Annotated in this window: 10 protein-coding genes; 4 read left to right on the plus strand and 6 right to left on the minus strand. The window is 60.5% G+C overall.

Annotated elements, in window-relative coordinates:
- Positions 1-55: 55 nt before the first annotated feature.
- From ACZ3GY_RS03855 to ACZ3GY_RS03865, 3 genes are read left to right on the plus strand one after another with little or no spacing between them, the layout of a single operon-like run.
- Complete coding sequence (locus ACZ3GY_RS03855) at positions 56-1,402, plus strand: TolC family outer membrane protein (protein ID WP_463563997.1); 1,347 nt, start codon at positions 56-58, stop codon at positions 1,400-1,402.
- 33 nt (positions 1,403-1,435) lie between these two features.
- Complete coding sequence (locus ACZ3GY_RS03860) at positions 1,436-3,592, plus strand: type I secretion system permease/ATPase (RefSeq protein WP_463563998.1); 2,157 nt, start codon at positions 1,436-1,438, stop codon at positions 3,590-3,592.
- Entirely contained in the window at positions 3,582-4,955 is a 1,374-nt protein-coding gene (locus ACZ3GY_RS03865) for an HlyD family type I secretion periplasmic adaptor subunit (protein WP_463563999.1), read from the plus strand. Before ACZ3GY_RS03860 ends, ACZ3GY_RS03865 begins: the two co-directional genes overlap by 11 nt.
- A 14-nt stretch (positions 4,956-4,969) precedes the next feature.
- On the opposite strand, the gene dspII is transcribed toward ACZ3GY_RS03865, so the two are convergent.
- From dspII to ACZ3GY_RS03880, 3 genes are read right to left on the minus strand one after another with little or no spacing between them, the layout of a single operon-like run.
- Positions 4,970-6,073, minus strand: a complete 1,104-nt coding sequence (gene dspII / locus ACZ3GY_RS03870; protein ID WP_465908994.1) for an enoyl-CoA hydratase/isomerase DspII — start codon at positions 6,071-6,073, stop codon at positions 4,970-4,972.
- 31 nt (positions 6,074-6,104) lie between these two features.
- Entirely contained in the window at positions 6,105-6,923 is an 819-nt protein-coding gene (locus ACZ3GY_RS03875) for an enoyl-CoA hydratase (protein ID WP_465908995.1), read from the minus strand.
- A gap of 26 nt (positions 6,924-6,949) precedes the next feature.
- Positions 6,950-8,197: an ABC transporter substrate-binding protein gene (locus ACZ3GY_RS03880; RefSeq protein WP_463564002.1), complete on the minus strand. Its 1,248-nt coding sequence runs from the start codon at positions 8,195-8,197 to the stop codon at positions 6,950-6,952.
- Between the two features lie 194 nt (positions 8,198-8,391).
- On the opposite strand from ACZ3GY_RS03880, the gene ung reads away from it, so the two are divergent.
- Positions 8,392-9,084, plus strand: coding sequence for a uracil-DNA glycosylase (gene ung / locus ACZ3GY_RS03885; protein WP_463564003.1), 693 nt, complete (start codon positions 8,392-8,394; stop codon positions 9,082-9,084).
- Here the strand turns inward: ung and ACZ3GY_RS03890 are convergent, their stop codons facing one another.
- From ACZ3GY_RS03890 to ACZ3GY_RS03900, 3 genes are all read right to left on the minus strand, one after another.
- Positions 9,085-9,939 (minus strand): DUF6279 family lipoprotein, encoded by an 855-nt coding sequence (locus ACZ3GY_RS03890; protein WP_465908996.1) that lies wholly within the window; start codon positions 9,937-9,939, stop codon positions 9,085-9,087.
- A gap of 117 nt (positions 9,940-10,056) precedes the next feature.
- Positions 10,057-11,112 (minus strand): AbrB family transcriptional regulator, encoded by a 1,056-nt coding sequence (locus tag ACZ3GY_RS03895; RefSeq protein WP_465908997.1) that lies wholly within the window; start codon positions 11,110-11,112, stop codon positions 10,057-10,059.
- Entirely contained in the window at positions 11,105-12,619 is a 1,515-nt protein-coding gene (locus tag ACZ3GY_RS03900; protein WP_463564006.1) for a tripartite tricarboxylate transporter permease, read from the minus strand. The genes ACZ3GY_RS03895 and ACZ3GY_RS03900 overlap by 8 nt, the downstream gene beginning before the upstream one ends.
- Positions 12,620-12,622: the final 3 nt, after the last annotated feature.

Genomic DNA, 12,622 nt, shown 5'->3' on the forward strand with positions numbered 1-12,622 from the left:
CAGCGACTTGATATATACCGACGAAGTGTCGGTTTTTATAGGGAATTCATAGATCATGCGTTTCATTGCCATTCTTCCTCTTGCCCTCGCGATTTCCGTTTCGGCCCAGGCGCAAACACTCACCGAGGCCATGCAGAATGCACTCAACGTGCATCCTGAAATCCAGTCGGCTATCAACGCCCGGATGGCGGTCGAAGAGGAAATGAAGGTTGCCAAGGCTGGCTACCTGCCGCGGGTCGAGCTGCAGGCTGGATATGGTCGCGAAGGTACTGACAACAACAGTACCCGCGGCGTTGATGATCGCGGCTATCGCACCCTCAATCGCTCCGAATCCAGCCTAACCGTGCAGCAGATGCTGTTTGACGGTTTCGCCACTCGCGGGGAAGTGGCCCGTCAACGTGCGACGGTCAACGCCCGTGCCTATGCGTTGCTGGCGAACTCCGAGCGCACTGCGCTGGAGGTCGCCCAGGTCTATCTCGAAGTACTGCAGCGCCAGGATCTCATGCGTCTCGCAGAAGAGAATTTGCGCAGCCACGAGCGTATTTACGACCAGATTTCGTTGCGCAGTGAGCGCGGGGTAGGGCGTATGGCCGATCTGGATCAGGCCGAAGCCCGCCTCGCGCAGGCGCGAAACAATCTGCTTACCGAGCAGACCAATCTGGCTGATGCGCAGGTGACTTATTTCAGCGTAGTGGGACGCGAAGCTACTGACTTGAGCATGCCCGACAGCATGGGTGTGCATCTGCCTGAAAACTTGACCGCCGCCCGTGACGAACTGATGGCCAACAACCCCAATATCAGTTCTGCCGAGGCCGATGTGAAGGCCACTGAGGCCCAGTATCAGACAGCCAAGTCTTCTTTCTACCCACGCCTGGATGCTGAGCTGTCGACTGGCGCGAACCACAACGTCGATGGTGTGGAAGGGCAGAGCAACGAATGGCAGGCGATGGTGCGCATGCGTTACAACCTTTACGCGGGTGGTAGCGACAGCGCCAACGTGCGCTCCAAGGCTTACCTGAGTAACCAGGCCATGGATATCCGCAATAACGCATTGCGGGTTCTCAATGAAGAAGTCGGCCTGGCCTGGAACGCATTGCAGAATGCCCGTGCACAGTTGCCGATCGCCCAGCAGTACGTCGATCACAGCTCCCGAGTACGCGACTCTTATCAGAAACAGTTCGGCCTGGGCGAGCGTACTTTGCTCGATCTGCTGGATAGCGAGAACGAGTACTTCACTGCTGCCCGTCGTCTGGAAGAAGTGCGCTTCACCGAGTTGTTCACCCACTACCGGATCAAGGCAACCACGGGCACGTTGCTCAAGAGCCAGGGCATCGCGGCGCCAGTCGCTTCGGTACCGCTGGATATCATCAAGGCCGATGTGCAACTGCCCAAGTTGAACTAGAGTCAGGTTTTTCAGGTAAAGGGTAATTGTGCAGTGGCAGTAGAACCTGATCCGTCCCAGCCGCGTAACGATCCTCGGGATCGTTACGATGATCCCTTGCTGGATAGTCTGCTGTCCTTGTGCAGTCTTCATCAGAAGTCCGTTAGCAGGGCCATGCTCACCGCTGGGCTGCCCCTTCCCAAGCAGCGCCTGAGCGCCGAACTGTTGCCGCGTGCAGCGGCTCGTGCCGGGCTGCAGGGGCGCTGGTTGCGCCGCAGTCTGCAAAAGATCCCCGAATTGGCGATGCCCGCGCTGTTGCTGTTGCGCGATGGTCGCAGCGCCTTGTTGCTGGGCTGGGAGGCCGATGGGCAGGCGCGAATTATGCCCAGCGAGACCGAGGGTGGCGAGGTTCGGGTCAGCGTCGAGACCCTGGCTGAGGATTACAGTGGGCGCGTGTTCTTCGCCCAGCCTCAGCACAAATTCGACTTCGCCCGTGGCGAGCTGATCCCCCGGGCGGGTTCCTGGTTCCGTGACACCCTTATGCGATCGCGCTGGTTGTATATCGACGCGGTCGCTGCCAGCTTGCTGATCAATCTGATCGGCCTGGTCACCCCATTGTTCGTGATGAACGTCTACGACCGCGTGGTACCGAACCAGGCGGAAGCGACCCTGTGGGTGCTGGCTGTTGGTATTTGCGGGGTGTTCATCTTCGATCTGCTGCTCAAGACACTGCGTGGTCTGTGTCTGGATCTGGCGGGCAAGAAGACCGACATGATCGTCTCGGCCACTCTGTTCGAGCGGATCATCGGCATGGCGATGAAGCATCGACCGGCGCGGGTCGGCAGCTTCGCCCAGAACATTCACGAATTTCAGAGCCTGCGTGATTTCCTCGCCTCACTGACGTTGGCCAGCGTTATCGACCTGCCGTTCACCGTCCTGATTCTTGCCGTAATCGCCTATCTCGGCGGGCATCTGGTATGGATTCCGATCCTGGCGTTCCCGCTGGTCGCCCTGATTGGCTGGGCCCTGCAGCGGCCCTTGGCACAGACCATGGAGCGCAGCATGGCGCTGGCTGCCGAGCGCCAGTCCGGGCTGATCGAAAGTCTGGCCGGCCTCGATGCGGTGAAGGTCAATAATGCCGAAAGTGAACGCCAGTATATGTGGGAGCAGACGATCGGCACCCTCGGGCGTTTCGAATTGAAGGCGCGCATGTTGTCGAGTCTGGCGATGAACTCGACGTTGCTGCTGCAGCAATTGGCGGGTGTGGTAGTCATCGTGCTCGGTGTGTACCAGATCATCGCCGGCAACCTGAGCATGGGTGGTCTGATCGCCTGCTACATGCTTAGCTCGCGAGCCCTTGGGCCGTTGGCGCAGGTGTCCGGTTTGCTGATCCGTTATCAGCAGGCCCGCGTGACCCTTGAATCCGTCAATCACATGATGGAGCTGCCCCAGGAACGCCAGGCCGATGAGCGCCCGCTCAAGCGTCAGACGCTGCAGGGTGGGATCGAATTTCGTCAGCTGGATTTCCATTACCCCGATCAGCAGCAGGCCGCGCTGCAGGGCATCAATCTGATGATTCGTCCTGGTGAGAAGGTCGGCATCATCGGCCGCAGCGGCTCAGGCAAAAGCTCACTGGCTAAGCTGATCGTGGGCCTTTATCAGGCCGATGCTGGTAGTTTGCTCGTCGACGGTATCGATGTGCGTCAACTGGATGTCAGCGACGTGCGCTACAACATCGGCTACGTGCCGCAGGATATCCAACTGTTCGCCGGCACGCTGCGTGACAACCTGGTGTCCGGTGCGCGCTACGTCGAGGACGAACTGGTGCTGCAGGCATCCGAACTTGCCGGCGTACACGAATTCGCGCGGCTGCACCCCAATGGCTATGAGTTGCAGGTGGGCGAACGCGGCCAGAACCTTTCCGGTGGCCAGCGCCAGAACGTCGCGCTGGCTCGAGCCTTGCTGCTTGATCCGCCGATTCTGCTCCTTGACGAACCCACTAGCGCCATGGACAACACGGGCGAGGAGCGCCTCAAGCAGCGCCTCGCTGCGATCAGCAAGAACAAGACCTTGCTGCTGGTAACGCACCGCGCCTCGATGCTCACCCTGGTCGAGCGCCTGGTCATCGTCGACCGTGGCCGCATCATCGCCGATGGCCCGAAAGAGAGCGTCATGGAGGCGTTGAAGAAGGGGCAGATCAGTGTCAGTTAGAGACTCTTTAAAGCGCTTTTTTCGTGGTGTCTCTTCTTACTTCGGCCCTCGTGACGAAATAGGCGACGAGCCGCTGCCGGAAGTTCGCAAAGCCCTCATCGAAGATGCGCCCAGGGTCATGCGCCTTACCCTATGGGGCATCATTGCCTTCGTGGTGTTCTGCCTGCTTTGGGCCAACTTCGCCGAGGTCGATGAAGTCACCCGTGGTGATGGCAAGGCCATTCCATCCTCACGGCTGCAGAAGATCCAGAACCTTGAGGGCGGCATCGTTTCCGAGCTGTTCGTGCGCGAGGGTCAGATTGTCGAGGCGGGTGCGCCATTGTTGCGCCTCGATGACACCCGTTTCGCCTCGAATGTCGGCGAGACCGAGGCTGATCGCTTGTCGCTGTCCATGCGCGTTGAACGCCTGAGTGCGGAAGTTGATGGGCGCGAGTTGGCGATCCCTGACGATATCGCTGCAAAGGCGCCAGGCCTGGCGCAGAGTGAAAAGCAACTGTTCGCCAGCCGTCAGCAACAGTTACAGGATGAAGTTGCCGGTTTGCAGGAACAACTGATCCAGCGTCGCCAGGAAGTCCGTGAGTTCGTCTCCAAGCAAGGCCAGTTCCGCAACAGCCTGGAGCTGCTGCGTCAGGAGATTCGTATGTCCGAGCCGCTGGTGGCAGAAGGTGCGGTATCGCCGGTGGAAGTCCTGAGGCTAAAGCGGGCGGAAGTCGAGAGCCGTGGTCAGTTGGATGCCACTGGCCTGGCTATCCCCCGTGCGGAAGCGGCAATCAAGGAAGTAGAGCGCAAGATCGATGAAACCCGTGGGCGCTTCCGCAGCGAGGCGTTGACTCAATTAAATGAGGCGCGCACCGACCTGAGCAAGATCCAGTCTACTGGTAAGGCGCTCGAAGATCGTGTTAACCGTACTCTGGTGACGTCGCCCGTACGCGGTATCGTCAAGCAACTGCTGGTCAATACCATTGGTGGCGTGATCCAGCCGGGCAGCGATATGGTCGAGATCGTGCCGATCGATGACACCCTGCTGGTCGAGGCACGCATCCGTCCGCAGGACATCGCCTTCCTGCATCCCGGTCAGGAAGCGGTGGTCAAGTTCACCGCCTATGACTACACCATCTACGGTGGCTTGAAGGCCAAGCTGGAGCAGATCGGCGCGGATACCGTGACCGATGAGGAAGGCAACAGCTTCTACCTGATCAAGCTGCGTACCGAGAAAAGCCATCTCGGCACCGAAGAGCGCCCGCTGCTGATCATTCCCGGCATGGTCACATCGGTGGACATCATCACTGGCAAGAAGAGCGTGCTCAGCTATCTGCTCAAGCCGATTATCCGCGCCCGCGCCGAAGCTTTACGCGAGCGCTGAAACGGCAACAGATCCTAGCCGAGGTGAGCCAGTGGGTGCTCACCGTCGAGCGTGGTGAAATGCGACTCGACCACCTGCGCTGGCACGCTACTTACATCGGGCCAGTGCCAGCTCGGTGCGTGATCCTTGTCGATTAGCCTGGCCCGCACGCCTTCAGCGAATTCCGGAAGTCGGCAGCAGTTCAGGCTCATGCCGTATTCCATCTGAAACACCTGGGCTAGAGACAGGTGCCGTGCTCGCCGGATTTGCTCCCACACCAGATGGCCCGTCAGCGGGCATCCTCCCAGCAGAGTTCTGGCGGCTTTTGCCAGCAGGGCATCGTCGTCATTCTCCAGAGCCGCTATCGCCTTCCAGCTGAGGGGCAGATTGGACTGGTCGAGTAGCCTGTCGATACGCTCCCTGCGTGGTAGCCACTGGGCCGCTGGCAGTTCGCTGCGTGCCTGTTGTTCCAGTGCCTTGAGCAGGCTATGCAGCTGCAGATCCGGCTGCTCACGCCAGTTCAGTTGAATCAACCCGTCGATCAACGCGTCCTGCTGGGTATCGAGCATGAAGCGATCGGCCAGATTCAGGTCGAGAGCATCGTGGGCGTTCATCGGGCTGGCCGTCAGACCGAAGAACAGGCCGAGCTTGCCGGGTAGCCGGGACAGGAAATGGCTGGCACCGACATCCGGGAACAGGCCGATGCTGACCTCGGGCATGGCCAGGCGGCTACTCGGCGTGACGATGCGAATGCCAGCGCCCTGCAGCAGCCCCATGCCGCCGCCCAGTACATGGCTGTGGGCCCAGCAGATCAATGGTTTGCGGTAGGTATGCAGGTAGTGATCGAGTCGGTATTCATGGGCGAAAAAACGGTGCGCCAATTCCGGTGTTTCACCGGGGTTAGCCAGGCAGCGTTTCGCCAACTGCACCACGTCGCCTCCTGCACAGAATGCCTTGCTGCCGTTGCCGCGCAGCAATACGCAGGCGATGCGTGGATCGTCAGCCCAGGCTCGTAGGCGATCGTATAGGGCATCGATCATCGGCAGCGACAGGGCGTTGAGGCTGTTGGGAGCGTCCAGGCTGGCGATGCCTATCTGGTAGCCATGCAGGCTAGGGCGTTCTTCAAAGATGACATTCATGTCGGCTCTCAGAGGCTGTTGCCAATAAACATCAGGTGTTGCGCCACTGCGGTGGGCGCTTTTCCAGAAAGGCATTGACGCCTTCGCGGGTATCAGCGGCATCGAACAGATCGACGAAGCGCTCGCGCTCGGTAGGCAGCCAAGTGCTTGGGGCACGTTCGCGGGCGCCCTGAATCAAGGGTTTTATGGCGCGCACTGCCACCGGGCTCTGGCTGGCCGCTTTGGAGGCCAACAGCAAGGCATGGCCGCGAGCCTCACCATGATCGACCACCTGCTCGACCAGGCCGATACGCAGCGCCGTTTCAGCATCGATTCGTTCGCCACAGAGAATCATACGCTTGGCCCAGCCTTCACCCACTAACCACGGAAGGTGCTGCGTACCGCCGGCACAGGGCAGCAGGCCGACGCTGGCTTCCGGGAGTGCCATCATGGCTTGGCGCTCGGCGATGCGAATGTCACAGGCCAGAGCGCATTCCAAGCCGCCGCCCATGGCGTAGCCATTGATCGCGGCAATCGACACCCCCCGAAAATCACGTAACTGTTCGAAGGCTTCACCGAAGCGGCTGGCCATCTCACGGGCACGGGCTTTGTCACCATCAGCGAACAGTTTCAGGTCTGCGCCCGCGGAAAAGAATTTATCGCCCTGGCCGGTGAACACCAGCGCATAGATATCGTCGTCACGGTTTAAATGTTCGATCAGATATTTGAGTCCAATCAGCGATTCGCGATCCCAGGTGTTGGCCGGCGGATTGTTGATAGTCAGCAGCGCCGTATGGCCATGCTTTTCCACTGTGAGCTTGTGGGTCAGGTCGAAGATACCGGGTTTGTAAGGTTCGATTGCCGTACTCATGGGGCGTCCTCTTCAGTGCCTGCTACTCACTTTAGCGTCAATGGCTGGCCTGCGTTGCGTCGTTCGGTCTGCCAGGTGTTTAGGTCGGGCAGGCCAGTGCCGCCGTCCAGTCGTTCGACGATGTCGAAATAATCCTGCTTGAGCGGATCCTTGAGCACCTCGGAGCGGGGTTTCACTTTCACGGCATATACCGTCTGTATGTTCTGATGGTCGAAGCTGCGCCATTGCTGGCGATCCTTGAGCAGCGTATAGCTGTGGCCTTCCAGCGCCTTGATCAGGGCTTCGCTGTCCAGGCTGCCAGCACGCTTGGCTGCATCTGCCCATTGCTGGACGATGCTGTAGGCCGAGGCAGCCGAGCTGGACGGATACATGGCGTAGCGTTCGCTGTAGGCCTTGACGAAGGCTTTGCCGGGGGCTGAGTTTTCCAGCTCTGGGACGCGCCATGTCCACGGCTCGGTGCCGACCACGCCTTCCATCAAGCCGGGACCGGCCTGTTCGACGATGCTCTGCGTGAGGTTGGGAGCGACGATCTGCATGCGTGAGGTGAGTCCGAGATCCTTGGCAATACGCATCGCTCGCACCAGATCTTCTCCAAACAGTACCAGAGCCAGCACCTCGGCATTGCTGGCAGCTGCCTGGGTCAGTGCATTCTGGTAATCGCCCAGATTGGCGCCGGGAAAGGGCACCTTGAGACCAGGGTGCTTGGCTGAATCCTCGGTCTTGGTGGTCTGCCGCAGAGAGCTCTCGGTGGTATTGCCCCAGGTGTAATCGGCGGTGACGTAGAAGTAGCGTTTGTCAGGCAGTTGTTTGTTCAGGTACTGCCCCAGTACCTGGGCGCTCATCCAGGCGTTGTTGCACTCGCGGAACATGTAGCGGTGTCCGTCTTTGCCGGTGGTGTCGTTGGAGTAGGTGAGGGTACCGAAGTAGAGCAGGCCATGCTGTGCCGCTCGCTTGCCAGCGGCAATGGCCACCGCGCTGGAGGCGCCACCGAAGAGCATCGATGCACCCTCTTTGGCCAGCTTGTCGACATTGCGTTCGGCCTTCTCCGGGCGGGACGCGTCGTCCAGGCTGGACAGGCGCAGGCTTCGGCCCAGTACGCCACCTCCAGCGTTGAGCTCGTCGATGGCCAGTAAGGCGCCACGCATCTGCGCCAGACCTTCCTCCTTGTAGCTGCCGGTACGTGGATAGTTGAGGCCGAGTGTGATGGGGTCGGCGGCCTGCGCACAGGCATTGAATCCGACGCACAGGGCGAGAAAGGCGAGCAATCGTCTCATGATGTGTTCCTTGTTTTTATTGTGGTGTTGACCGCTCCGTTTTACGCTTTTCTCAGCCAGATGTGTGATTCGCTTTTGGTATAAAAAGTTGTTCTTGGTCGATCATTTTTGAATGACCGCTCCGGCCGCCGACCTTGACTTGATCTGTGTGCTTCTCTAGCGTGCCGATTCCATTGATTTACCCGGGAGCAGGCATGTCCGCCGCAGATAAGGTCAAGCTGGAAGCCGGCTGGAAACAGGCGCTTTACGAGGAGTTCGACAAGCCCTACATGAGTGCGCTGGGCGATTTTCTGCGTCAGGAAAAGGCGGCTGGCAAAGAGATCTATCCGCCGGGACCGCTGATTTTCAATGCGCTTGATTCCACCCCCCTGGATCAGGTCAAGGTGGTGATCATCGGTCAGGACCCCTATCACGGCCCAGGCCAGGCGCATGGCCTGTGCTTCTCGGTGCAGCCGGGCGTCGCCACGCCGCCGTCGCTGGTGAACATCTACAAAGAACTCAAGCGCGACCTGAACATCGACATTCCCAGCCATGGTTATCTGCAATCCTGGGCCGAGCAGGGCGTGCTGCTGCTCAACACATCGCTGACCGTTGAGCGCGCCAACGCAGGCTCTCACGCCGCCAAGGGCTGGCAGCCATTCACCGACCGGATCATTTCGGTTGTCAGTGAGCAGCGTCCGCGTCTGGTGTTCCTGTTGTGGGGGGCGCATGCGCAAAGCAAGGAGCGGCTGATCGATACCAGCAAGCATCTGGTGCTACGTTCGCCGCATCCGTCACCGCTGTCCGCGCACCGCGGCTTTATCGGTAACGGTCACTTCAGCCGCACCAACAAGTTCCTCGAGCAACATGGCCTGGCACCTATCGACTGGCGACTGCCCCAAGGTTGATCAGCCAGTACAGATCTGGCCTGCCAGATCGCTCTGTATGGATGCGAAGCGTTTGGCCGCCTGAGCTCGCTGTTTGTCATCGGCGGCTGCCAGCAGGTCACTGAGCAGGGCAGCCATGGCCTGACGTGATTCTTCGTAGGCTTGCTTTGCCTGTTCGTCGTGGGCGCCGCGGCGGTTCTCCAGTACCTGGGTCATGCGTTCGGGGTAGTCCGCTTCATTGCGTGCGTCCAGCGCCGCACGAAACTCACTCTGCCAACGGGCGCGATTTTCCAGCCACTGACGATTCTGATCGCGGCGCTCGCTGGCCCATTCGCCAATTCGCGCACGCTGTACGTCATTCAGTTTTCCTAACCAGGGCGTCAGGCGTTTCTCCAGACGCTCGGCGCGTTCGCTGATCTGGGTTTCTAGTGGTGGTTCGAGAAACTCCTGGCGATCTTCGAGGTTGTCCTTGTCCATGCGTGCATAGAGGCGCTCGACCTGCTCCGGGCGTAAGTCTCGGAGCAAGGACACCGCGGTGGCATTGGTCTCTTGCACGATGGCGTGGAATGCCAGCTCGGCGTCGAGCATCTGCGCTTCGAGTTGTCCTGCACCGGGTGTCGGCTCTTGCAGCAGATCCTGGGTTCGTTGCAGCCAGTCCACGTAGCGCGGCAGCTCGCTGCTGCAATGCCAGTCGAGGTGCGCTTGCAGGCGCGGCTTGAACCAGGCTTTTTGCTGTGAGTCGAGATCCAGGTACTGGTTCACTCGCCAGGGGATCACCCAGTCGAGATTACGATAGGCCAGGCTGGTCTGGCTGCAGGCGCTCACCAACAGACCGATCGCCAGCAGCAGGGACAGGCTTTTGAGATAACCAGTCATGTATCAACGCCTCTTCGCGAGTACTCCGGAAGACGAGAGTACGTCAGCGATGTGGACAGCGGACGGTCTGACATATTTGGCTAAAAAAGAGCCCGGTATCAACCGGGCTCTGCTGTTTCAGGTGAGTGGTAGTCGCCGCATCCATAAGCGGAACAAGGGTTCCGCCAGAAACATCACCATGAACAGGCGCAATGCCTGTAGCGCCGTGACCAGCGCCACCGAAAGGTGTAACGCTTCGGCGGTCAGGCACAGTTCGGTAATGCCGCCGGGCATCATGCCGAGCATCAGCGACATGGGCTCGATGCCGGCCAACCATCCAAATCCAGTGCCTAGCAATGCGGCGCCGGCCATGGCCAGCAAGGTAAACACCACTATGCGGGCCAGAAAACCCGGTGCACTGCGAAAGAACGCCCGGTCGAAATGGCAGCCCAGCGCACAGCCGATCAGCCATTGGCCGACTTGGCCAAGCCACTCTGGTGTGCCGATATGCAGGTCGAACGCTACGCTGGCAGCCGCGCACAGCGTCAGTGGGCCGAGCATCCACGGATTGGGTTGCCCCAGTCGGCCCCAGATCACGGCAAGCAGGGCACCGGCCGGGAGCAAAATTGCCAGCCAGAACCAGTCCACAGTTACTGTCGGTGGTGGCTCCACGCTGGGCAGGCCCCAGGTGAACAAGGCCGGAATCAGCAGGATCACCATCAGCAGGCGCAGGCTATGGGCGGCGGCGATGCGTGCCGGTTGCGCACCGTGGCGCAGCGACAGATTGACCATCTCACTGGCCCCACCCGGCATGCTGGCGAAGAACGCGGTGGCGCGATCGACACCTGAACGGCGCAGCCCAGCGATGCCAATGACGCTGAGTGCAAGCGTCGCGACGACACCGACGGCGATGACCGCCAGGTTGCCCAGCACCTGTTCCAGTACTTCTCCGGTGAAATGCAGGCCGATGCCGGCCGCCACCAGCCATTGACCGACCTGTCGCCCGCCGGGCATTTCCCGGCTGAGAACGCCACAGCAGCGCAGGGCGATGACCGCCAGCAGTGAGCCGATGACCCAAGGCAAAGGCCAGCCTATGAGGCTGGCCAGGTAACCACCGAGTGCGCCAACCAGTGGTGTGGGCCACCAGTTGCGCAGGTGCTTCGGGTTGTCGTGCGGGGCGACGCTATCAGGCATTGGCCGCTTCGGCCTTGCGTTGACTGCGCTTACGCCAGCTGCGGTAGAAGGGCAGGACGATCATCGCCACGATCAGTGTCCAGACGCCCCAGGTGATCGGGCTGGCGAACAGGATGCCCAGATCGCCATTGGAGATCGACAGCGCACGACGCAGGTTCTGCTCCATCAGGCCGCCAAGAATGAAGCCGAGCAGAATCGCCGAGAGCGGAAAATCCATCTTGCGCAGGATGTAGCCGGCGACGCCGATTCCGATCATCAGGTACAGATCGAACGCTGTGGCGTGCACGGCGTAAACGCCGATCGAGGTGATGATGGCGATGGCCGGCACCAATGCCCAGTACGGCACGGCGAGGATCTTGGTGAAGATCTTGATCATTGGCACGTTCATCACGATCAGCATGATGTTGGCGACGAACAGCGAGGCGATCAGGCCCCAGACGATGTCTGGTTGGTCGCGGAACAGCAGCGGGCCAGGGGTGATGTTGTACAGCGTCAGGGCGCCGAGCATCACCGCGGTGGTGCCGGAGCCGGGCACGCCGAGGGTCAGCATTGGCACCATGGAACCGCACGCCGAGGCGCTGTTGGCGGTTTCCGGAGCTGCCAGGCCACGCAGGTCACCGTCGCCGAACTTGTTATCTTTGGTGGCCAGGCGCTTCTCGCTCATGTACGCCACGGCACTGGCCAGGGTCGCACCGGCGCCCGGCAGGATGCCGAGGAAGAATCCCACCGCCCCGCTGCGCAGGTTGGTGGCCAGTACCGACAGGCCTTCCTTCATGTTGAACAGCATACGGCCCTTGGCTTCGATAGCCTTCTGGCCATGGTGAGTACGCTCGAGCAAGACGAGAATTTCACTGACCGAGAACAGACCCAATACCAGCACCACGAACTGGATACCATCGGCCAGGCCGAGGCTACCGAAGGTGAAGCGATACACGCCGCTGTTGGAGTCGATGCCGACGCAGGACAGCAGCAAGCCGATGCAGGCGGCGATCGCGGTCTTCATCGGTTTGTTGCCGGCCATGCCAGCCAGGCAGACGATGGCAAACACCATCAGTACGAAATACTCGGCAGGGCCGAATGCAACTGCCCATTTGGCCAGTAGTGGGGCAAATATGACTACGCCGCAGGTGGCCATCAAACCGCCGACGAAGGAGCTCCAGGCGGAGATCGACAGGGCGATACCGGCTTTGCCCTGGCGTGCCAGCGGGTAGCCGTCGAGGGTGGTCATCACGGCCGATGCTTCGCCTGGGATGTTCAGCAGGATCGAGGAAATACGGCCGCCGTATTCACAGCCCAGGTACACGGCCGCGAGCAGGATCAGCGCGGTTTCCGGCGGCAGACCGAGAGCGAAGGCGATGGGGATCAGCAGCGCCACGCCGTTGATTGGGCCCAGGCCCGGCAGCAGGCCGACAACGGTGCCGATCAGGGTGCCGCACAGAGCGGTGAACAGGTTGTAAGGGCTGAGGGCGACGCCGAAGCCCTGACCCAGGTAGCTAAATGTATCCACGGA

The organism is Pseudomonas sp. PME37.24/006, assembly GCF_055556635.1.